Source organism: Sphingomonas sp. BL-S-29 (genome assembly GCF_055521495.1).
The window spans coordinates 19876-40790 of record NZ_CM145482.1; the positions used below are offsets into that span (position 1 = coordinate 19876).

Annotated in this window: 19 protein-coding genes; 5 read left to right on the forward strand and 14 right to left on the reverse strand. The window is 67.9% G+C overall.

Annotation, left to right across the window (positions count from 1 at the left end):
- Positions 1-409: 409 nt before the first annotated feature.
- The 3 genes from ACZ1I2_RS00085 to ACZ1I2_RS00095 all read right to left on the reverse strand — a co-directional run bounded on the left by ACZ1I2_RS00085 (position 410) and on the right by ACZ1I2_RS00095 (position 2284).
- Positions 410-1078 (reverse strand): hypothetical protein, encoded by a 669-nt coding sequence (locus tag ACZ1I2_RS00085; RefSeq protein ID WP_465175524.1) that lies wholly within the window; start codon positions 1076-1078, stop codon positions 410-412.
- A gap of 105 nt (positions 1079-1183) precedes the next feature.
- Positions 1184-1888, reverse strand: coding sequence for a hypothetical protein (locus ACZ1I2_RS00090; RefSeq protein ID WP_465177207.1), 705 nt, complete (start codon positions 1886-1888; stop codon positions 1184-1186).
- Between the two features lie 93 nt (positions 1889-1981).
- Positions 1982-2284, reverse strand: coding sequence for a hypothetical protein (locus ACZ1I2_RS00095; protein ID WP_465175523.1), 303 nt, complete (start codon positions 2282-2284; stop codon positions 1982-1984).
- A 209-nt stretch (positions 2285-2493) separates the two neighbouring features.
- Here ACZ1I2_RS00095 and ACZ1I2_RS00100 point away from each other — a divergent pair, with 209 nt between their 5' ends.
- The 4 genes from ACZ1I2_RS00100 to ACZ1I2_RS00115 all read left to right on the forward strand — a co-directional run bounded on the left by ACZ1I2_RS00100 (position 2494) and on the right by ACZ1I2_RS00115 (position 7801).
- Positions 2494-2904 (forward strand): GntR family transcriptional regulator, encoded by a 411-nt coding sequence (locus tag ACZ1I2_RS00100; protein WP_465175522.1) that lies wholly within the window; start codon positions 2494-2496, stop codon positions 2902-2904.
- A complete protein-coding gene (locus ACZ1I2_RS00105) occupies positions 2901-3806 on the forward strand; it encodes an ABC transporter ATP-binding protein (RefSeq protein WP_465175521.1) in 906 nt (301 codons plus the stop codon). Before ACZ1I2_RS00100 ends, ACZ1I2_RS00105 begins: the two co-directional genes overlap by 4 nt.
- 10 nt (positions 3807-3816) lie before the next feature.
- Positions 3817-5595, forward strand: coding sequence for a TMEM254 family protein (locus ACZ1I2_RS00110; RefSeq protein ID WP_465175520.1), 1779 nt, complete (start codon positions 3817-3819; stop codon positions 5593-5595).
- 277 nt (positions 5596-5872) lie between these two features.
- On the forward strand, positions 5873-7801 hold the full coding sequence (locus tag ACZ1I2_RS00115; protein WP_465175519.1) for a S9 family peptidase: 1929 nt from the start codon (positions 5873-5875) through the stop codon (positions 7799-7801).
- A 31-nt stretch (positions 7802-7832) separates the two neighbouring features.
- Here ACZ1I2_RS00115 and ACZ1I2_RS00120 read toward each other — a convergent pair whose 3' ends face one another.
- The gene (locus tag ACZ1I2_RS00120; RefSeq protein WP_465171609.1) at positions 7833-9065 is read right to left on the reverse strand and encodes a GNAT family N-acetyltransferase; all 1233 of its coding nucleotides are present in this window, start codon (positions 9063-9065) and stop codon (positions 7833-7835) included.
- 42 nt (positions 9066-9107) lie between these two features.
- On the opposite strand from ACZ1I2_RS00120, the gene ACZ1I2_RS00125 reads away from it, so the two are divergent.
- A complete protein-coding gene (locus ACZ1I2_RS00125) occupies positions 9108-10178 on the forward strand; it encodes a LysR family transcriptional regulator (protein ID WP_465171608.1) in 1071 nt (356 codons plus the stop codon).
- Here ACZ1I2_RS00125 and guaD read toward each other — a convergent pair whose 3' ends face one another.
- From guaD to ACZ1I2_RS00175, 10 genes are all read right to left on the reverse strand, one after another.
- The gene (guaD, locus tag ACZ1I2_RS00130; RefSeq protein ID WP_465175518.1) at positions 10179-11462 is read right to left on the reverse strand and encodes a guanine deaminase; all 1284 of its coding nucleotides are present in this window, start codon (positions 11460-11462) and stop codon (positions 10179-10181) included.
- A complete protein-coding gene (gene xdhC / locus ACZ1I2_RS00135; protein ID WP_465175517.1) occupies positions 11459-12415 on the reverse strand; it encodes a xanthine dehydrogenase accessory protein XdhC in 957 nt (318 codons plus the stop codon). Before xdhC ends, guaD begins: the two co-directional genes overlap by 4 nt.
- A complete protein-coding gene (gene xdhB, locus ACZ1I2_RS00140; RefSeq protein ID WP_465175516.1) occupies positions 12408-14720 on the reverse strand; it encodes a xanthine dehydrogenase molybdopterin binding subunit in 2313 nt (770 codons plus the stop codon). Before xdhB ends, xdhC begins: the two co-directional genes overlap by 8 nt.
- Positions 14713-16116 (reverse strand): xanthine dehydrogenase small subunit, encoded by a 1404-nt coding sequence (gene xdhA, locus ACZ1I2_RS00145; RefSeq protein ID WP_465175515.1) that lies wholly within the window; start codon positions 16114-16116, stop codon positions 14713-14715. The genes xdhB and xdhA overlap by 8 nt, the downstream gene beginning before the upstream one ends.
- Positions 16117-16267: 151 nt before the next feature.
- Positions 16268-17476: a urate hydroxylase PuuD gene (locus ACZ1I2_RS00150; protein ID WP_465175514.1), complete on the reverse strand. Its 1209-nt coding sequence runs from the start codon at positions 17474-17476 to the stop codon at positions 16268-16270.
- A gap of 4 nt (positions 17477-17480) precedes the next feature.
- Positions 17481-17816 carry a hydroxyisourate hydrolase gene (gene uraH / locus ACZ1I2_RS00155; protein ID WP_465171602.1) on the reverse strand — a complete coding sequence of 112 codons (336 nt, stop codon included), beginning with the start codon at positions 17814-17816 and terminating at the stop codon, positions 17481-17483.
- A complete protein-coding gene (gene uraD, locus ACZ1I2_RS00160) occupies positions 17813-18292 on the reverse strand; it encodes a 2-oxo-4-hydroxy-4-carboxy-5-ureidoimidazoline decarboxylase (RefSeq protein WP_465175513.1) in 480 nt (159 codons plus the stop codon). The genes uraH and uraD overlap by 4 nt, the downstream gene beginning before the upstream one ends.
- Positions 18289-18669, reverse strand: a complete 381-nt coding sequence (hpxZ, locus tag ACZ1I2_RS00165; RefSeq protein WP_465175512.1) for an oxalurate catabolism protein HpxZ — start codon at positions 18667-18669, stop codon at positions 18289-18291. The genes uraD and hpxZ overlap by 4 nt, the downstream gene beginning before the upstream one ends.
- The gene (puuE, locus tag ACZ1I2_RS00170; protein WP_465175511.1) at positions 18666-19553 is read right to left on the reverse strand and encodes an allantoinase PuuE; all 888 of its coding nucleotides are present in this window, start codon (positions 19551-19553) and stop codon (positions 18666-18668) included. The genes hpxZ and puuE overlap by 4 nt, the downstream gene beginning before the upstream one ends.
- 171 nt (positions 19554-19724) lie before the next feature.
- A complete protein-coding gene (locus tag ACZ1I2_RS00175; protein WP_465177206.1) occupies positions 19725-20903 on the reverse strand; it encodes a pyridoxal-phosphate-dependent aminotransferase family protein in 1179 nt (392 codons plus the stop codon).
- Positions 20904-20915: the final 12 nt, after the last annotated feature.

Below are 20915 nucleotides of genomic sequence, written 5' to 3' on the forward strand. Positions count from 1 at the left end.
AGCGGCGCTTGGGCGAAACAGTCATCACCGGGGTCGCCCCCGCACTCCGCGCAACTATTCGGGCATTTTTGCCAGCCAACGTCGACCCGAAAATTCCGAAGCCTTTTCTCGGTTCGATGTCTCGTGTTGGACGCGATCATTCCGGCAGTTGGACATCTCCAACGACAATAGCTCATGACGCGCGAAATATAGCCTGAATCGCGTGGCCTTTTACTTGACGAATTATGAGAATTGGTCGGATATAGCCTGACCTTTACTTGCCCGACCCGGTTCGCCTGAATCATCGTCATCCCCCGCAGCCCGCCACCCGGCGGACCGATCGCAAAGGGTAGGGGATGATCCTCCCAGCTTGAATCGAAGCGTCTCGTCGTCCCCGATTGACCCGCCTGGGCAGGGATCGGCCAGCCCTTTACCGGGCCTGGTCCGTCGCAAGCTGCCGGGCGCACAACCCCTGAGGGTGCCAGTCGTGAGTCAGGGTGGTGGGCGGCTGGCCGGCATCGTGGAGGATCAGCGCGAAGCCCTGGCGTGGCGCGGTTCCGATGGCCATCAGCAGCATCGGCGGCCCCGCCCTGATCGTCAGGCTGTTGCCGGGACCGCGACCGATCCGAAGACCGTCCGGCGTCTCGAGGCAGGTATCGCCGCTGACCGCGTAAAAGGCCTCCGGACCGGAATGCGTGTGGAGGGGGGCGGTCGCGCCGGGAACGAAGATCGAGCGGAGATATTCGGCCGCATAGGTCGAGGCCGGCTCCACCGCGAGCGGGCCGATTTCGGCAACATGCCTGCCTCCCCTGGGCCGCCACCCGGCATGCTCAAGGGTGAAGAGCCAGGTCGATCCGAACGCCTCGGCGACGACGCTCGTTGCGATGGCGGCCTTTTCGGCGGCCTGTTTCGAGGGAAACCGGTCGAGTAGCCAGAAGGTCTGTCCGGCCGGAAGAGCGGGGAGTTCCTTGCGGGCGAGCAGGCAGGCCTGCCCCGGTTCCTCGGCCGCGCCACATTGACGCGTGGTCGCCTGGCTCCATGCGGGCGAAGACCATGCCAGAGCGGCCAGCAGGGCCAGACGAACGAAGGTGCTTCGCATGGCGTTTCCTCACCGAGATCCGGTTGCGAGCATGTCTGCTTTCGGGGTGCGCCTCAAGCGTCGCGAAGAGTGCGCCCCGGGGGCCGAGCCGCCCAGGACCAAAAATCACTCTGACCCCTTTTCCGCGACGGGGGTGGTGCCGGGCAGGGGCGCCCCCTGCGCGTAGAGAAGGGGAAAGACGGCCTCCAGCGGCCTGGTGTCGGGCAGGACATAGACATAACCACCCTTTTTCCGGAACAGCGGCGCTATGGTCTTGCCGTAAAGGGCGAGCGGCACGTTGATGCAGCCGAAGGTGATGCGGTTGTCGTCGGACGTCGGCGACAGCATGCGCTCGCGGCGGCGTTCCTTCCGGCTGGCGCCGGGCGGGATCGGGTGGAGCGCCACCGAGGTCGCGTAATCGACCCACAGCACTTTCTGCCGCCCGGCGGCGAGGCCGAATTTGGCGAGAAAGCGCCCGGCGGGCGTGGTCTTCTCGGCCGGGCCGATCTCGGCGAGATTCTTGCTGCCGATGCCGGGGGTGGCATCGTCGCCGACAGCGACCCCGATCAGGACCGGCCCCTTGCCGAGCGGTGTCCCATCCGCACCGAACAGGAACAGCGACGCCTGCTGCTTGTCGATGACGATGTACGGCAAGGACCCGTTATCGCCGGATGCCACGATCCAGTCGGCGACGCGCTTCGCGGCGGCCGACTGGATCGGCTCTTCCGCTGCCGGACGTTCCGGCCGCGACGATTCGGGCGTGGCGGACTTGGCCGCCTGTTCCGCCCGCGAGGGTACGGAAACGGTCAGGGCAAGCCCGGCCAGCGCCAGGAGGTGAATCGCTCGAACAGGACCGGTCGCCGCTCCGCGGGAGCGGCGGACGCGGGCCGTCACGACGTGGTCAGCATATGCTGTCTTGCGGCGTCAGTTACGCGGCCGCTTGCGCTGCGCTTCCTGCAGCCTCTGCTCGATGCCGTCCACACGGGCATTGAGCTGATCGATGCGCTGACCGTTATTCTGGGCCTGGCCGGATGCGGCCTGGGCCTGCGCCAGCGCCGACTTGGCGGTGCTGTCGGTTTCCTGCAGTCTCGACTCGAGCGCGTCGACGCGCTGGCTGACGGGAGCGATCTGATCCCGCACATATCCCTTGGTGGCGCAGCCACCCAGACCCATCGCACCCACAAGAACCAGGGCCGCGGGGGCCAATTTCGTCACGGACGGCAACATCGCATACTCCCAAATGATCAGCGAACTGCGCGAACAGCAGCCAATCAATCGGGTTCCATCCTTTCGGATCGGCCGTGCCTCCGGTCCGGTGAACCGACGGAAAACGGCAGTTTGGCGGTAAGGGTGGCACGATCGCGCCTCCTGCTTGACCGGCGCTTCATCTCACTGTACTAAGTCACATAGTACACACAGACAGCGAGTCACCCCCTTTGGCCCGAACCACCCCCATCGCCATTGCGATCGTCACTGGCGACAGCCGATCGATCAGCCGCCAGATCGTCGACGCCATCCGCATGCAGATCACCACGGGCGATCTGGCGCAGGGCGCGCAGGTGCCGAGCGTTCGGGGGCTGGCGCAACAGCTCGGCATCAACCCCAATACCGTGGCCAAGGCCTATACGATCCTGACCTCCGAGGGCTGGCTCGAATCGCGCCAGGGGCTGGGGTTGTTCGTCGCGGTGCGGCGGCAGCAGTTCAGCGCGGAGGAGCGCGAGCGGCGGTTCGACGATGCGCTCGGGCGGTTCGTCAATGAAGTGGTGGCGATCCAGTATCCGCATGACGTTGCGATCGCGCGAGTCGGGGATGCACTCGATCAGGTCGCGCCGAGGAAGATCGCGTGAGCGATCTCGCGATCGAGACGCGGGCGCTGACGCGGCGGCATGGCAGGAAGGTAGCGATCGACCGGCTCGATCTCGCACTGCCGCGCGGAGGCATCCACGCGGTGGTCGGCGCCAATGGCGCGGGCAAGTCGACCTTGTTCCGGCTGCTGCTCGGCTTCATCACCGCGGATTCGGGCGACGCGTTCATCCTCGGCCGCGACAGCCGCGCGCTGACGCCGGAGGATCGCGGGCGGATCGGCTTCGTCAACGAAGAGCATATTCTGCCGGGCTGGATGACGGTATCCGCCGTGGCGGAGATGCAGCGGCGCCACCATGCCGCGCGCTGGGACGAGCGGGCGTTCCATAATGTCATCGGCAGTTTCGACCTGCTGGCGCAGCAGCGCGTATCGCAGCTGTCGCGCGGCGAGCGGGCGGGGCTCAACCTCGCCATGGCGCTGGGGCAGAATCCCGAGCTGCTGATCCTGGATGAACCGACGCTCGGACTCGACGTGGTGGCCAAGCGCCGCGTGCTCGATGCGCTGATCGACGGGGTCGCGGCGGAGGGACGGACGATCCTCTATTGCTCGCACCAGATCGAGGAGGTCGAGCGGCTGGCCGACAATCTGATCGTGCTGGAGCGCGGGCGACTGCGCAATGTCTCGGCGCCCGACGATTTCTGCGAGCGCATCCGGCTGTGGGTGACCGACATCCCGTTCAAGGGACCCGAGCCGGAGGGCGTGCCGGGGCTGCTCCAGCATCGCCGGATCGACGGGGTGCATCATTATACCGTGATCGACCAGGGAGATGCGTTCGCCGACTTCCTGCGCGGACACGGCGCGAAGACCATCCAGAGCCAGGCAGTGCCGCTCGACCGCGCAGTCGACGCCTTCCTGACTCGCCATCACGCCGGCCCCACGGGCTGAGGAGTTTTTCATGGTCGAACTGTTCAAGGCCGAGTGCCGCCGCTTCCGCTGGCTGGCGCTTGGTGCCGCCGGCCTGCATGCCGGGGTGCTGCTGTTCTTCGACCGGGTGGTCGACGCGATCCAGCAGCCGCTGATGGTCTATCAGCTCGTCGCGGGCATCTACGCCGTCGCCGGCATATTGTTCGGCCTGTACCAGGCGGGCACGTACCGGCGCACCAACCAGTGGATCATGCTGCTGCACCGGCCGCTGGCGCCGGGGCGGATCCTGCTCGCGGTGGCGGGCGCCGGGGCGGCGATGCTGGCGGTGGCCGCCGCATTGCCGGTGCTGGTGCTGCTGGCCAGCCACGGCGCGATCGGCGCGCGTTTCGTCGATGCACGGCACTGGCTGTTGCCGGTCGCGGCGTTGCTGATCGCGCTGATCGGCTATCTTGCCGGCATCTATGCGATGCTTGGGCCCCGTCGCTACGCCTGGCTGGCGCTGGTGCCGGCCTTGCTGCCGACGATGAGCGCTGCCTCGGGATGGGGTGCGATCGCGGTGCAGGCGATGGTCGCGGCGCTGCTGGCGGCGTTGGTCGCGAGCGTATTCAAGCCCGACCTGGAGGAGACACCGCGCGGTGGCGCGCTGGCCGGCACCGCGCTGAGCGTGGCGATGGGCGCCTATGTCGTCGCGGTGGTGGCGGGGGACATCGTCTTCCAGATCCTGTGGATCGCCACGGGTACGCATCCGCTGAACAGCGTGCCGCCCAAAGGCGGTGTGGTCGAAGCCGTGCGCGCCGAGGGTGGAGCTTTGATCGAAGCGGGGCTGGCCGGCCGGCGTGACCGCGAGGCCGATCTGTGGCGCGAGCAGGTGAAGCTCTCCGAAGTTTTCTATCTGCCGCCGCAGGCCGCGCGGCTGCCCGCGCGGGGCGCACTGACCAATGTCGTGCCGATCGAATTCGACGACGAGCGGAGGGGCGTGCGCTGGACTTTCAGCCATGACGACATGCGCTTCCACGGGGTGCGGCTGGCGACGCTCGCGCGCGCCGGGGTGCTCGGCCTCGATGGCGGCGCGGCGTTCCGGACGCCGCCTTTGCCGGTCGCCGGCGGGCAGCTAATGGCGGCATCGCAGATCGCTGCGTTCAACGAGGATGACGGGCGGCTCCATACGCGCATCACGCTGCCCGCGGCCGAGACGATCGCGAACGGACCGACGAAGATGGGCGATGCGATCGGGCTGGTGAGCGACCGGGCGCTGCGGATTTACGATGCGCGGGTGCTCGACGAGGGCGACCGGCTTCATCCGGCGCTGGCGACGATCCCCCTGCCCGCGCCGATCGGCGGCATGTCGCGGATCGATGCGATCGAGTTGCTCGACGGTTATCTGATCTCCTTCACCTATGGGCATGGTGCGATCGACGGGCCGGGCCGGGCGTGGCAGCAGATCGTGCGAGTCGACGGGGCGGGACATGCGGCTGCGGTTGCCGAGCGGACGCTCAATCCGGATTTCCCGGCAGTGTCGCGCTATGCGCCTTACTGGTTGTCGCTGCCATTGAAGGTCGTGCGCGATGCGGCCGAGGGGCTGTTCGGCGAGCATGAGCCGCTTGAGGTGCGCATGCCGGTGGTGTTGCCGGTCGCGGTGATCGTGGGGATGACGGTGCTGCATCTGCTCTCAGCGGTGATCGCCTGGCTGCTGGCGCGACGGCGGGGGCTGGTTGCACGGGCGCAGGCGGTGTGGGGCGTCGCGACCTTGATCCTGGGGGTGCCGATGCTGGTGGCCTTCGCGCTGATCCGGCCCAAGGCGCAACGCTGAATTCTGGAGACGGACGATGACTGATGATCGGCGGCTGCGCCTCGTCGCGGCCGGGGTGATGATGCTTGCCCTCAGTGGGGCGGTAGGCGCGTCGAACACCATGCGAAGCTCTCCTGGGCTGACTAGTCTCTCACCGTTCGGGCTGAGCTTGTCGAAGCCTTGCCCTTCCTTCTGCGGAAGAAAAGTACAGCCCTTCGACAAGCTCAGGGCGAACGGAGGGGGTGGATCTCTGTTATCTGTTCTGAGAGCGAATCTCGCCGCCGAACGGGCTCGGCCGGTGCCGGCGCAGATCCCGCGCGACGCATTCCTGGTGGAACCGACGATCAGTGCGGCCACGATCGCGCCCGATGGCGGGCATGTCGCCTGGCTGCGCAAGGTCGGGGAGGAGACGAGTCTGTGGCTGAAGCCAAGCGGCGGGGCGGCACGCACGCTGCTGCGCCGTGCCGATGCGGACGACATCTTCTGGTCGCATGACGGGCGCTGGCTGTACCTCGTGTCGAACCGCACGCTGCGGCGGGTCGCGGTGGCAGGCGATCTCGGGTCGGGGCTGGTGGCGCAGATCGGCGGATCGACCGGGCTGCGCTTTGCCGGGATCGATCCCTGGCGTCCCGCCGCCGCGATCCTCAAGGAAGAACTGCGGGTCGACGGGCAGCGTGCCCCTGTCGGCTATCGGCTATGGCGCGTCGAGCGCGACGGCACACGCCAGCTGATCGCCTTTGGCCGCCGCGATCCGGTCGATTTTGCCATGGCTCCTGACGGCCGCGTCGCGTTCGCCAAGCTGGTCGAGGGCGATCACCATGTCATCCAGGCGCGCCGCGCCGACGGGCGATACCGAATCCTCGCGCTGTGCGTGCAGCTCGAGCGCTGCGATCTGGCCGGCACCACGGCCGATGGGCGCGGCCTGTATCTCGCGAGCGATCTTGGCGGCGATCTGCGCGGGGTGATGCGCATCGACGCCAATGGGCGCCGCACGATCCTGCACCGCGATCCGTCGGGCGAGCGCGATCTCGATTCACTGGCGATCGATCCGCGATCGGGCGTGCCGCTCATCGCCGGTTATCGCGGCGGCACTCCGGCAAGCCACGGCCTGACCGACGATTCGCGGCAGGCCATGGCGCTGCTGGCGAAACGCCTGTCCGGCGACATCACCGTGTCCCCCACCTCCGGACAGTGGCTGGTGCGCGAGCGCGGGTCGCGGTTGCAGGGCCTGCGCTGGTACCTGTTCGATCCGCGGACCGGCCGGCTGGACCCGATGCTCGACGATTCGGGCAAAAGGCCGCGCGTGCCGGAAGCGGCGCTCGCAGCAACGGTGCCGGTCAGCTTTCCCGCTTCCGACGGCATGCTGATCCATGGCCTGCTCACCGTCCCGGCGGGCCGCGACCTGCGGCACGTGGCGCTGATCGCCGCCGTGCATGGCGGCCCGTGGTCGCACGACGAGCCCGATTACAGCACGACCACCCAGCTTCTCGCCAATCGCGGCTATGCGGTGTTTCGTCCGCAGTTCCGCGGATCGACCGGCTATGGGCGCGCCTATATGCTCAGCGCACGCGGCGATTTCGGCGATGGCCGGGTCCAGCGCGATATCGAGGAAGGCGTGCGCTGGCTGCTGGCGCGCGGGATCGGCGATCCGAAACGGGTCGGCATCGCCGGCGCCTCGTTCGGGGGTTATTCCACCTTGCAGGCACTGTCGAACGGATCGGGCCTGTTCCGCGTCGGGGTCGCGATCGTACCGCCGGCCGATTTCGGTTGGGTGTCGCGCCAGGTGGTCGATCGGGGGACTATCGGCTCGAGCGGCGGCATCGCCTTCGCGACGACCCTGCGCCTGCTTGGCCTCGACGCGGGCGACCCGGCGATCGCCCGGCGGCTGACCGCGCAATCGCCCTATGCGCGCGTGGCGGCGATGCGCACGCCGCTGCTCATCATCGCCGCCGGCCGGGACGAGCGCGTGCCGATCCGCAGCGTGATCGATTATGCCGCGCGCCTCAGGCAGCTCGGCCGAAACGCCGAGGTGATCGTCGCGCGCAAGCAGCCGCACGCACCCGACGACCCCATGGCCCGGCGCGCCTATCTCTATCTCATGGAGACGATGCTCGCGCAGTACCTCAGCGGCCCAGCCGCCGCGCCGCCCGCCGAGGATCTGCGCCAATGGATCGGCGCGAACCTCGACGCGTATCCGGCACGCGAACCACCGCGCCCGGCCGGATGAGAAGCCGGCCGGGAGGCGTCGCGTCCTTTGCCTAGTGAGCGGCGCGGCCGACCGTCTTCATGTCGCTGAAAAAGGCGGCGCGGCTCGGGCGGAGGTTGGACAGTTCGAGCGGACCGGGCACGCCCCAGGCGCCTTCGGGACGGATCGTCACCATCGGATCGTCGCCGATGCCGATCGGATGCTCGTCCGCCTCGCCATCCAACTCCATCTCGCGATAGTCGACATCGGCGAATTTGAACAACGGGCGCTCCGCCATTTCGCGGAAGCCGAACATCGCCCAGAACGGCACCAGATCGAGCCGGGCATGGCCGTAGAAACGGCGAAAACCCTTGTGCCGCGCCAGCGCCAGCGCCTCGCGCACCAGCTTGAACGCCAGCCGGCTGCGACGATATTCGCGGCGTACCGCCAGCCGCTCGACCTTCACGAAATCGCCGAAATAGCGCATGCGGATGCACCCCGCCGGATCGCCGTCGATGAAGCCGATCAGGTGAGTCGCGCAGAAGTCGTTGCCGTCGAATTCCTCGGAGTAGAGGCAGAATTGCTCGCTGATGTAGGTCGAGGAGCGCACGGCGAAGATCATCGCCATGTCCTCGAACGAGCGGACCGGGCGCACCTCGATCTTCGGGGCCTGGCGCGCCGGCGCCGTCATCCGCGTCGGGATCGGCGCCATCTCCGCCCGGGGCAGGACGACCAGCAACCAGTCGGGCGCGCCCGGATAGACCCGATTGGCCTGCTCGAAGCCCATCGCGGCGTTGAGTCGCGCGGCATGATCGGTCACGGCGCGGGAGAAGAGCGGACAGCCATCGGGCACCAGCTCGGAAAAGATCCGTGCCATGCCGGGAAGCGCGCGGGCCAGCCGACCGGGCGTCCAGGTCATCCAGATATAGACCGCGGTCGGAATCTCATGCTCGGCGACGATCCATTCCGGCTTCGGCTCGCGGCCGTTGAGGGTGCCGGCGAGCAGATGCTCCGCGCCCTCGGCGGACAGCGGCAGATAGGCGATCATGGTGGGGTCGTCCGCGTCGCTCAGCCCCTCGATGACGCGGACGATGGCGGGATTGCGCTTGCGCATCCGGTCGATCGCGCTGAACGGCGCGACCGGGAAAAGGCGTCCGGCCTTGTCGAGCACGGCCTGGATCTCGGCGTCGCTGGCAGGCCGCGATACGGGCGGCGATTCGGTCCGCGACAGGGTGCGCTCGACCTTTTCGGAGAAGCGAAGCCTGCCGAAACTGTCGGAATTCCGTTTGTGCGGCTCTGCTCGCATTTTGTCGCTCCCACTGTTAAGTTAGCCTCGGACAGGAGTGTAATGGCGAGCAAGCAACCGGCCGCGATCCAAAATCCGGACCATGGTGTTCCCAGGTGGAACGCCACGCACGTTCGCACGCTCGTTCGGGACCTGGACTGGGACGATCTTCGCGCGCTCCTGCTCGTCACCGAACATCATAGTTTTCGTGCTGCGGCAGACAGTTCCAGGCTGTCCCTCAATACTTTGCGCCGCCGGATCGAGCGGCTGGAGGACCGGATCGGCACCAAATTGCTGGGTCGGTCGAGAAGCGGCGTCGTGCCGACCGATATCGGCCTGATGCTGGCCCGCGCCGCGCGCGAGATGGCGGGCGCCGCCCTGTCGGCCGAGTCGGAGGGTGATGGCGAGGCCAATGTCCTGATCAATCCCGGTGAACTGACCATCGGTTGTACCGAAGGGCTGGGCAGCCTGTGGCTGACGCCGCGCCTGAACGACCTGTCGCCCGCATTGTCCAACCTGACCGTTTCGCTGCAGCTCGATTACGACGTCGCGCGCGACCGCAGCGACGTCGTCGATGTCGGCGTCGCGTTCAGCGAGCCGCACCGGCGCGATCTGGTCCGGGCCAAGCTGGCAACGGTGCATTACATGCTGTTCGCGTCCGAAGCCTATATCCGCCGCAACGGCGCGATGACGTCGCTCGATCAGTTCCGCGAACACCAGTTCGTCGAGCAGAGCGGGCCGGGCCTCAACCCCGGACTGATCAAATATCTGGTCGGATCGGACTGGCCGGCGAGCTTCATGCCGATCCGGTCGAACTCGGCGCTGTCCGTCTATTGGGCGGTGGTCAATGGCGCCGGCATCGCCGCGCTACCGACCTATGCCCGGGCAGTGTCGAAGCATCTGATCCCGCTCGACGTGCCGTTGCCGCTGCGGTTCGACCTCTGGTATTATTTCCATGCCGAAGCGCGGCATTCGCCGGCGGTGCGTGCGACGATCGACTGGCTGAAGACGGCGTTCGACTCGGATCTCTATCCCTGGTTCGCCGATCAGTTCGTGCATCCGCGCGATTTCGAGAAGAACCGCACCGGCAAGGTCATCCGGCTGTTCGAAGGGCTGCTCGACCCAAGAAAATAGTCAGGCCGGCCGCGTCCAGGCGCAGCGGCCGGCGACATAGGTTCGGGCGATCGCGCGGTCATCGCCCAATATCTGGAGCGCGAACAGCTTGTCCGCGAGGCTCGCCCCGGCGGTGCGCCGTGCGAGCAACGGCGTGGCCGCAGGATCGAGCACCACGAAATCGGCCTCCTGCCCGGGCTGAAGCCCCCCGATCCGGTCGGCGAGACCGAGCGCCCGGGCGCCACCGGCCGTAGCGAGATGGAGTGCGCGGAACGGGTCGAGCGGCATGCCGCGCATCTGCCCGATCTTATAGGCCTCGCCCAGGGTCGCGAGCAGCGAGAAGCTGGTGCCCGCGCCGACATCCGTGCCGATCCCGATCTTCACGCCGTGGCGGTTCGCAGCCGCGAGGTCGAACAGGCCGGAGCCGAGGAACAGGTTGCTGGTCGGGCAGAAGGCGATGCTCGACCCGGCATCACTCATCCGCGCGAGGGCACGATCTTCCATATGGACACAGTGCGCGAACACCGAGCGCGGACCGACCAGGCCGAAGCGATCATACACGTCGAGATAGTCCAGCGCGGCCGGGAAGCGACCGGCGACCGCGGCGATCTCTCCGGTATTCTCCGCGAGATGGGTGTGCATCAGTACCTCGGGGTGCGCGGCGACCAGATCGCCCGCGCCGGCAAGCTGCGCATCCGACGAGGTGAGCGCGAAACGCGGCGTCACCGCGTAACCCAGCCGCCCGCACCCGTGCCACCGCGCGATCAACGCCTCGCTGTCGGCCCGGCCGGCCTCGACCGAATCGCGCAAGGTCTCCGGCCCGAGATCCATCAGCACCTTGCCCGAGACGATCCGCATGTTCCGCGCGAGCGCCGCCTCGAACAGGGCGTCGACGGAGTGGGCATGGACCGTCGCGAAAACCAAAGCGCTGGTGGTGCCGTTGCGCAGCAGTTCGTCGAGGAAGAAGGCCGCGACCGCATCGGCGTGAGCGCGATCGGCAAAGGCGGCCTCGGCCGGAAAAATATGGCGTTCGAGCCATTCGAGCAGCTGGCCGCCATAAGCGGCGATGCTGTCGGTCTGCGGATAATGGATATGCGTGTCGACGAAGCCGGGGACGAGCAGTCCCGACAGGCGTTCGACGGGCATGCCGGGGAAGCGCGGGGCGAGATCGGCGTAGTCGCCGAACGCCACGACCAAGCCGCCCTCGATGACGAGCAGCCCGTCTTCATGGTGGCGGATCGTGCCGCCTTGCGCGGGATCTTCCGGAACGCTCAGCAGCTCGGCGCGGAAGCCCTGGGCGGTCATGCCGCGTGCCGGGCGAGCGAGAGGATCTGGGCGAGCGCCGCGATGGCGATCACCGCCGGTTCCTTGCCGGTCACGCCGGGCAGGCCGATCGGGCAGGTGAGGCGCGACGCATCGATTCCCTCGTTCGAGAGCCGGGAGAGGAAGCGCGCGCGCTTGGTGGCCGAGCCGATCAGGCCGACATAGGCTGCGGTTCCGGCGAGCGCCGCGGCGGTGAGGCGGTAGTCGAGGGCGTGATCGTGGGTGACGATCAGGATCGCGGCATCGGCGGGAGCGGTACGGGCGCAGTCGACCATGGCCTCTTCGTCGACCTGCATGACGCCGGGATAGTCGGCGGCGTCCTCGCGGCTGTCGAACCAGGCGAGGTGGAGGGGCAGCCCGGGCGAACGATCGGCGATGGCGCGGCCGACATGGCCGGCGCCGAAGAGGATGAGGGGGGTGCCGTGGGTTTCGACGGGTTCGAGGAATTCGGTTCCGCAATCAGGGAGCGCACCCCTCGCCACAATGCTTCCCCGGCGCAGGCCGGGGTCCAGTATCGGGCCGGTCGTAACTGGGCCCCGGCCTGCGCCGGGGAAGGTGGATCTTTGAATCGCCGCTGTTTCGAGCCTCGCTACGATCTCACCCTTCTCGAACGCGTCGATCCATCCACTCGCATCAGGGTCCAACCGTTCCACCAGCACCCTTACCCGCCCGCCACAGCATTGCCCGAGCAACGGCCCGAGCGGATAATCCTGCACCCGCCAGCTCCCCGGCGGCAGCGCCAGGATCGCGCGGGCCTGTTCGGTCACCCGCCATTCCAGCGCACCGCCGCCGATCGTGCCGTGGAGCGCATCCGCCGTCACCACCATGCGCGCGCCGGGCCCGCGCGGGGCGGAGCCTTCGGTCGCGAGGATCGTCACCAGGGCGGTCGGGCCCTGCGCGAGCGCCGCGAGCGCCGCTCCGGTCCATTCAGCCATGACGGCCCCGCAGGCGATCGATCGCGGCGAGGATTCGTTCGGGTGTCGCGGGCGCGTCGAGATCGGGCAGGCCCTTGCCCGGGACCGCCGCCGCGATGGCCTGAGTCAGCGCGGAGAAGACCGAGATCGCCAGCATGAAGGGCGGTTCGCCGACGGCCTTGGAGCGGTGGATGGTCGGCTCGGCATTGCGGCCGCGTTCCCAGAGCCGGATGTCCATGCGGCGCGGGCGGTCGCTGGCGGTCGGGATCTTGTAGGTCGACGGCGCATGAGTCAGCAGCCGCCCGCGATCGTCATAGACCAGCTCCTCGGTGGTCAGCCAGCCCATGCCCTGGACGAAGCCGCCCTCGACCTGGCCGAGATCGATCGCCGGATTGAGCGAGCGGCCGACATCGTGGAGGATATCGACCGCCAGCACCTTGTGCTCGCCGGTGAGCGTGTCGATCACCACCTCGGACAGGGCAGCACCATAAGCGAAATAGAGGAAGGGCCGGCCGCGGTGCGTGGCGCGGTCGTATTGGATGCTGGGCGTGGCGTAGAAGCCGGTCGAGGACAGCGAGATGCGGCCGAGATGGGCCAGCCGGCAGAGCGTATCGAACGGCACGGTCTCGCCGCCCGCGACGACGCCGTCGCGGGTAAAACGCACGGCCTCGGCCGAGCCGCCGAACCTGCCCGCCGCGAACTCGGCGAGGCGCGCGCGGATAGTCTCCGCTGCATTGAATGCCGCCATGCCGTTGAGGTCGGCGCCCGACGAGGCAGCGGTCGCGGAGGTGTTGGGCACCTTGTCCGTCCGGGTCGCGGAGATGCGCACGCGGTCGACCGGGACGGCGAAGACGTCGGCGACGATTTGCGCCACCTTGACCATCAGCCCCTGCCCCATCTCGGTGCCGCCATGGTTCAGATGGATCGAACCGTCGGCATAGACATGCACGAGCGCGCCGGCCTGGTTGAGATGCGTGGTGGTAAAGCTGATGCCGAACTTCACCGGGGTCAGCGCGAGGCCCTTTTTCAGCACCTTGTGGCTGGCGTTGAACGCCTCGACCGCGGCGCGGCGCGCGTCATAACCGGTGCGCGCTGCCAGCTCGGCGATCAGTTCGGGCGCGACATTGTCCTCGACCTTCATGTGATAGGGCGTGACATCGCGGCCCGGCGCGTAGAGATTGATCCGGCGCACGGCGAGCGGATCGAGCCCGCGGGCGGCGGCGATGGCGTCCATCACCCGCTCGATCGCCATCATGCCCTGCGGCCCGCCGAACCCGCGAAAGGCGGTGTTGGAGACGGTGTGCGTCTTCAGGCGGTGGCTGACGATCTCGACCGCGGGCAGCCAGTAGCAATTATCGGCGTGGAACATCGCGCGGTCGTTGATCGCGGGCGACAGATCGGCGGTGGCGCCGCAGCGCGAGGCAAGCTCGAGGCGGATGCCCTGGATCCGACCTTCGTCATCGAAGCCGACGTCATAGCCGATCTCGAATTCATGGCGCTTGCCGGTCATCACCATGTCGTCGTCGCGGTCGGCACGGATCTTGGCCGGGCGGCCGGTCTTCGCCGCGACCAGCCCGCAGGCAGCGGCATAGGCGGCGGCTTGTGTTTCCTTGCCGCCGAACGCGCCGCCCATGCGCCGGACCTCGACCGTGACATCGGCATGGCTGCGCGCCAGCACCTTGGCGATGAGGTGCTGCACTTCGCTTGGATGCTGGGTGGAGGACAGCACATGGACGTGCCCCCCCTCGCCCGGCGTGGCGAGCGCAGCCTGGCCTTCGAGGTAGAAATGCTCCTGCCCGCCCATCTCCAGCCGGCCCGACAGGCGGTGCGGCGCTGCGGCGAGCGCGGCATCGGCGTCGCCGCGGGCCATGCGCTGGCTGGGCTCGATCAGCGATCCTTCGGCCAGCGCCTGGGCGATGGTGACGAGCGCGGGGAGTGGTTCGACGATGGCGTTACCCAAGCGCGCGGCGCGGCGGGCGGCGGCGGCGCTCGTCGCGGCGACGACGAACAAAGGCTGGCCGGGATAGAGGATTTCATCCTCGGCGAAGAGCTTGTCGTCGCCCGCGACCGGGCTGACATCGTTCTTGCCGGGAATATCCGCCGCGGTGAGCACCGCGACCACGCCAGGGGCTGCGCGGACGGCGTCGAGATCCAGCGCGGCGAGCCGGCCATGCCCCTCGACTGCCAGCCCGAAGGCGAGGTGCAAGGTGCCGGGCGCTTCCGCGACATCGTCGACATAGAGCGCGCGGCCGGCGACATGCGCCTCGGCGCTGTCGTGACGCAGCGGCCGATGGACCGCGCCGGGAGGAAGCTCGGTATCAGCCATCGGCCAGCACGCTGGTGACGTCGCCCGACTGCTCGGCCCAGAGGCGGCGCAGCAGGTTCGCGGCGACGGTCAGGCGATAGGCGCTGGAACCGCGCGCATCGGTGAGCGGGGTATAGTCGCGGGCGAGCGCCTGGGCGGCAGCTTCGATCGTTTCCTCGGACCAGGGCTGGCCGGTCAGTGCCGCTTCGCAGGCGAGCGCCCGTGCGGGCGTGCCGGCCATGCCACCAAAGGCGATGCGCGCCGCCGTCACCCGGCCCTGCTCGACGGTGATGGCGAAGGCGCCGCACACTGCGGAAATGTCGCTGTCGAAGCGCTTCGACAGCTTGACGATGCGGACAATCGTCCCGGCCGACGGGTGCGGTACATGGACGCTTTCGACGAACTCGTCGGGCGCACGGTCCTGCACGCCGTAACGGAGGAAGAAGCTTTCCAGCGGGATCGTCCGCCGCGCATCGCCGCGCCGGAGCGTCAGGGTCGCGCCGAGCGCGATCAGCGCGGGCGGCATGTCGCCGATCGGCGAGCCATTGGCGATATTGCCGCCGATCGTGCCCGAATTGCGCACCTGTAGCCCGCCGATCCGCCGCGCCAGCTCGCCCAGATCGGGGTGAAGCCGCGCCAGCGCTGCCTTCGCCTCGGTATAGCGGACGCCCGCGCCGAGGGTGAGGCCGTCCGCGTCCTCGGCAATGGTGCGCAGATCGGCGACATCGCCGATGAAGATCGCGGTGCCGAGATCGCGATATTGCTTGGTCACCCAGAGCCCGACATCGGTCGCGCCGGCGACGATCCGCGCGCCGGGGTGCGCGACCAGCAGGGCGGCGAGTTCGTCGGCAGTCTGCGGGGCGAACCAGCCAGTGCCCGAGTCCTGGCGGGCGATCCCGCGCAGCAGCGCTGCGATATCGGCGTCGTCGGACTCGCCCGGCGGCACTGCCTCGCCGGCGTCGAGGATCGGGCCGTAGCCGGTGCAGCGGCAGAGATTGCCGGCGATGACGTCCGCCACCGGCTCACCCTTTGTACCCGCCGCGCCGATGCTGCGGCCATAGAGCGACATCACGAAACCGGGTGTGCAGAAGCCGCATTGCGAGCCGTGCCGCTCCACCATCTCGCGCTGAACCGGGTGGAGTTCGCCGTCCGGCGACAGGCTCTCGACCGTGCGGAGCGCCTTGCCGTCGAGCATCGGCACGAACAGGATACAGGCGTTGACCGCGCGCCATGCCACGACGTCATCGTCCAGCTCGCCGAGCAGCACGGTGCAGGCGCCGCAATCGCCCTCGGCGCAGCCTTCCTTGGTGCCGGTGCGGCGGAGCTTGTAGCGGAGCAGGTCGAGCACGCTGTCGGTGGCGGTCGCCTTGACCTCCATCACCGCGCCGTCGAGGACGAAACGGACGGTGCTAGTCATCGCACGCCACACTTGTTCCGGATCTGGTGAGGAGAGAGGATTCGCGCAGAGGCGCAGAGACGCAGAGAGGTCGATATCGCCTGCACGATGCGCGTTTTGTCCGACCGCTTTTCAACATCTCCGCGCCTCTGCGCCTCTGCGCGAATCCTGTTCATCGTGGCCCCCCGGCCGCGATCCAGGCGCCCAGCTTCTGGCGTTCGGCTGTCGTCATGCCCGTGGCGTTGCCGAGCGGCATGACGTCGGAATCGACCGCGACCTTCCGGATGCGCGCCGACAGCGCGCGGACGTGGCCGTAGCTGTCCATCACCACGCCGAGCGGCGGTGCGGTGAAGGCGGGATTGGTCGGGTGCGCGCTGTGGCAGCCCACGCAGTGCTTCGTCAGGATCGGCTCGATATCGGCGAACACGACAGTCGCGGCCGCTGCCGGCTGTGCCCCCGCATCGGGTGTACTCGACACCGCGGCGCTCTTCTCCATCGAAACATAGGTCACGCTTGCAAAAGCAAGCACCGCCGCCACGACCATCGCCGCCCCGGTCGGCTGCGCGCGGTGGCGCAGGTTGAAGACATGGCGAACCGCGACGCCGGTCAGGCCGAGCAGCGCCAGCACCAGCCAGGGCCGCTGCGCGCCATAGGTCATCGGATAGTGATGGCTGATCATGATGAACAGCACCGGCAGGGTCATGTAGTTATTGTGCAGCGAGCGTTGCTTGGCCGCCTTGCCCAGCGCGGGATCGGGCGTGCGCCCGGCGACCAGATCGGCGACGACCTTGCGCTGGTTGGGGATGATGACGAAGAACACATTGGCGACCATCGCCGTGCCCATCATCGCCCCGATATGCATATACGTCGCACGCGCATTGAACACGCGGTCGAGCAATATCGCCGCGACGAGCAGGAAGGCGAACCAGACGATTCCGAGCAGCCGGTTGTTCCTGCCCAGTGGCGAGCGGCACAGCAGATCGTAGAACAGCCAGCCGACCGCCAGCGCGGCCAGGCCGATGGCAATCGCCTCGGCGGGGCTGAGCGCTGCCTTGGCCGGATCGATCAGATAACTCTGCGCGCCGACATAATAGACCAGCACCAGCAGCGAGAAGCCGCTGATCCAGGTGAAATAGGCCTCCCATTTGAACCAGTGCAGGCGATCCGGCATCTGGCTCGGCGCGACCTGGTATTTCTGGTTGTGGTAGAAACCGCCGCCATGGACCGACCAGAGTTCGCCCGAGGCCTCGCCTTGCGCGGGCGGCGTCAGGTGATTGTCGAGCCAGACGAAATAGAAGGACGACCCGATCCAGGCGATGCCCGCCGTCAGATGCAGCCATCTGATCGCCAGGTTGAGCCATTCGGCGAGGTCGATCGTCATGGTCTCAGCTGCCCCGATAGGTTGAATAGCCATAGGGCGAGACGAGCAGCGGTACATGATAATGCCCGCCATCCGCCGCGATGCCGAAATCGACCACCACATCATCGAGAAAGGGCGGATCGGGCAGCGCGACGCCAAGGCCACGGAAATAATCGGCGACGGAAAAGCGGATCGCGTAGCGCCCCGCTACAAGGCCCTCGCGCATCAGCTCCGGGCAGCGGCCGTCCGCATTGGTCGTGCCGCGCGCGATCTCGCCATGCGGCCCGGTCAGCGCCAGGCTCAGCCCGGCGGCGGGCCTGCCGTGCATGGTGTCGAGCACATGGGTGGAAAGGCTGTTCATGCCATGTCCTTGAGGCGGAGGCGCACGATCTGGCCGATCTCGGCGATGGCGGTGGCGATCTCGGTCTCGCGGTCATTGCCCAGCCGCTGCTCCATCGCCGCGAGGATGCCAGCCTTGTCGGTCAGCCGCACGCAGAGGATGAAGGGGAAGCCAAAGCGCGCGCCGTACGCAGCGTTGAGGGCGTGGAAGCGATCGAACTCCTCTTGTGACAGCCGGTCGAGACCCGCCGAGGCCTGTTCGGCGGCTGATTCCGCAGTGAGCGTCCGGTCGATCGCTGCCTTGCCGGCCAGTTCGGGGTGGGCGCGGATCAGCTTGAGCTGTTCCTCGGCCGTCGCCTCATGCACTACCGCCATCAGCCCGGCATGGACGTCGCCGAGCGGCAGCCGGGCGGCGGCACGCATCACCACCCAGGGGCTATGCTCGAACAGCCCGCCATAACGGCGGATAAAGGTATCGGGATCGGTCTCGTCGATCATGACGTCGTCCCCTCGATCGAAACATGCGCCGAGACGATCTTCCAGCCATCAGCGAACTTCACCCAGGCCTGGCTCTGGCGACCGCGCCTGTCGCTACCTTCCCGGAAGAATTCGGCATTGGCGGTGGCGAAGCTGTCGCCATAGGTCGTGATCGCGACGCGGCCGAGCCGGCGCTGCGGCGATCCGCCCCGGCCCTTGCGGAATTCCCTGATCTCGTCCGCGCCGTAGAGCACTTCGCCCACGCCGTAGCGGATCGTGGTCGGCGCATCGGCGAACAACCGGTCCATCGCCGGGATATCGTCCGCCATCAACGCGCGTTCGTATTCGTGGAACGCGGCGGTCACTTCGGCCAGGATGCGGGGATCGTCGATCGTCATGCCGGGTACAGTTCGAGCCAGTGGCGGGCGATGTCGATGCGGCGCGCGACCCACGCGTCGCCGCTTTCCAGCACATGATCGAGGAACTGCGCCACGGCGATGGCGCGGCCGGGCCGGCCGGCGATGCGCCCGTGCAGGCCGACCGACATCATCCGCCCGCCTTCCACGCGGAGCTGCTCATAGGTGTCGACGAGGTAGCGGAAGAACTGCACGCCTTCGGTGAAACCGTTGAGCGCGACCATCTTCATGTCGTTGGCGTCGAGCGAATAGGGGACGATCAGCTGCGGCTTGCCGAAACGGCGGTCGTAATAGGGCAGGTCATCGGCATAGCTGTCGGCATCGTAGAGGAAGCCACCTTCCTCGGTGACCAGCCGCGCGGTGTTGGGCGAGGTGCGGCCCTGGTACCAGCCGAGCGGGCGGGTGCCGGTCAGGCGGGTATGGAGATCGATGGCCCTGGTGATGTGCTCGCGTTCGATCTCTTCGGCGACATATTGATAATCGATCCAGCGATAGCCGTGACTGGCGATTTCCCAGTCGGCCAGGGCCATCGCCTCGACCGCGGCGGGGTTCATCTCCATCGCCGAGGCGACGCCGAACACGGTGATCGGAATCTGGCGCTCGGTGAACAGCCGATGGAGGCGCCAGAAGCCGGCCCTCGAGCCATATTCGTAGAGGCTTTCCATCGCCATCGCACGCGCCGGGTGGCTTTGCGCGCCGACCATGTCGGAGAGGAAGGCCTCGGAACCCTTGTCGCCGTTGAGGACGCTGTTCTCGCCGCCTTCCTCGTAATTGAGCACGATCTGGACGGCGACGCGGGCGTTGTTGGGCCAGCGCGGGTTGGGCGGGGTCGGGCCGTAGCCGATGAGGTCGCGGGGAGCGGTCATGCGGAGCGGCACCAATTTCCCTCTCCCAGCGGGAGAGGGAGGGAGCCGCGAAGCGGCGGAAGGGTGAGGGTGATCATCCGGACGAGCGCTATCATTCACCCTCACCCTTCCCATGCCTCCGGCATGGGCCCCTTCCCTCTCCCGCTGGGAGAGGGAGATCGATGGCCCCCCTCACCGCCAGACCTCCAGCGCCGCATCCACGCCAGCGCCCGGCAGTGTCGCAAATCCTTCCGCCCGCAGCACCGCCTCCAGCGCACCCAGCGTGATCGCCACCTTATGCTTCATCGCATTGTAGCCCATCGCCCCGATCCGCCAGATCCTGCCCTGGAGCGGCCCGAACGCCGCGCCGATCTCGATCTCGAAATCCTCGCGCATGCGTCGCCGCACCGCTTCGCCGTCCACGCCTTCGGGCACGAATATACCGGTGACGTTGGTCATGCGGTGCGCGTCGTCGCCGAACACGGTCAGCCCCATCGCCCGCGCGCCGGCCACCACCGAAGCGCCCGCCAGGCGATGCCGCGCGAACCGCGCGTCGAGCCCTTCGCCCAGCACCACGCGCGCGCATTCGCGGGCGCCGTAGAGCATCGTGGTCGCCTCGGTATGATGGTTGAGTCGTTTTTCGCTCCAATAATCCATCACCATGGCGAGATCGAAATAATTGGAGCCGATCCGCGTACCGGAGCCGTTGGTGATGTCGTCGCGGACGATGCCCTTTTCGACATGGCGCCGCGACGCGATATGCTCCGCCGCGCGGTCTGATATCGTGATCGGAGCCGAGCCCGAAGGCCCGCCCAGGCATTTCTGCAACCCGCCGGTGACCACATCGACGCCCCAGGCATCGGCCTCGATCGCCATGCCGCCGATCGTCGCGGTCGCATCGACATAGGAGAGCGCGCCCGCCGCGCGGCACAGGGCGCCGAGGCCGGCGAGCGGCTGCGCCATCGTCGTGGAGGTATCGCCGTGGACGGCAGCGACCACCTTCGGCCCGGTCCGCTCGATCGCGGCGGCGATCGCCTCCATCGGCACGACTTCGCCCCAGGGCGCGTCGACCGTCTCGATCCTGCCGCCGATGCGTTCGACGATTTCGCGCAGCAGCAGCCCGAAGCGGCCGAAATTGACGATCAGCACGGTATCGCCCGGCGCGATCAGGCTGACCAGAGCAGCCTCGATCGCGGCGCGCGCGGTGCCATCAACGAGGAAGGTCCAGGGATTCTCCGTCCCGAAGATCGGGCGGTAGAGCGCCATGACCTGGTTCATATAGGCCGTCATCTCGGGGTCGAACTGGCCGAGCAGGTCAGCCGACATCGCGCGCAGCACGCGCGGATGGGCATTGACCGGACCGGGGCCCATCAGCAGCCGCTG

What these genes read in the sequence shown, in the direction of transcription:
- xdhC (WP_465175517.1), bottom strand. Translation starts at nt 12,415, where the DNA reads ATGGCTGAATGGACCGGAGCGGCGCTCGCGGCGCTCGCGCAGGGCCCG.
- ACZ1I2_RS00175 (WP_465177206.1), bottom strand. Translation starts at nt 20,903, where the DNA reads ATGGGCCCCGGTCCGGTCAATGCCCATCCGCGCGTGCTGCGCGCGATG.
- ACZ1I2_RS00120 (WP_465171609.1), bottom strand. Translation starts at nt 9,065, where the DNA reads ATGCGAGCAGAGCCGCACAAACGGAATTCCGACAGTTTCGGCAGGCTT.
- uraD (WP_465175513.1), bottom strand. Translation starts at nt 18,292, where the DNA reads ATGATCGACGAGACCGATCCCGATACCTTTATCCGCCGTTATGGCGGG.
- ACZ1I2_RS00095 (WP_465175523.1), bottom strand. Translation starts at nt 2,284, where the DNA reads ATGTTGCCGTCCGTGACGAAATTGGCCCCCGCGGCCCTGGTTCTTGTG.
- hpxZ (WP_465175512.1), bottom strand. Translation starts at nt 18,669, where the DNA reads ATGACGATCGACGATCCCCGCATCCTGGCCGAAGTGACCGCCGCGTTC.
- xdhB (WP_465175516.1), bottom strand. Translation starts at nt 14,720, where the DNA reads ATGGCTGATACCGAGCTTCCTCCCGGCGCGGTCCATCGGCCGCTGCGT.
- xdhA (WP_465175515.1), bottom strand. Translation starts at nt 16,116, where the DNA reads ATGACTAGCACCGTCCGTTTCGTCCTCGACGGCGCGGTGATGGAGGTC.
- puuE (WP_465175511.1), bottom strand. Translation starts at nt 19,553, where the DNA reads ATGACCGCTCCCCGCGACCTCATCGGCTACGGCCCGACCCCGCCCAAC.
- ACZ1I2_RS00085 (WP_465175524.1), bottom strand. Translation starts at nt 1,078, where the DNA reads ATGCGAAGCACCTTCGTTCGTCTGGCCCTGCTGGCCGCTCTGGCATGG.
- ACZ1I2_RS00110 (WP_465175520.1), top strand. Translation starts at nt 3,817, where the DNA reads ATGGTCGAACTGTTCAAGGCCGAGTGCCGCCGCTTCCGCTGGCTGGCG.
- guaD (WP_465175518.1), bottom strand. Translation starts at nt 11,462, where the DNA reads ATGACCGCCCAGGGCTTCCGCGCCGAGCTGCTGAGCGTTCCGGAAGAT.
- ACZ1I2_RS00150 (WP_465175514.1), bottom strand. Translation starts at nt 17,476, where the DNA reads ATGACGATCGACCTCGCCGAATGGCTCAACCTGGCGATCAGATGGCTG.
- uraH (WP_465171602.1), bottom strand. Translation starts at nt 17,816, where the DNA reads ATGAACAGCCTTTCCACCCATGTGCTCGACACCATGCACGGCAGGCCC.
- ACZ1I2_RS00125 (WP_465171608.1), top strand. Translation starts at nt 9,108, where the DNA reads ATGGCGAGCAAGCAACCGGCCGCGATCCAAAATCCGGACCATGGTGTT.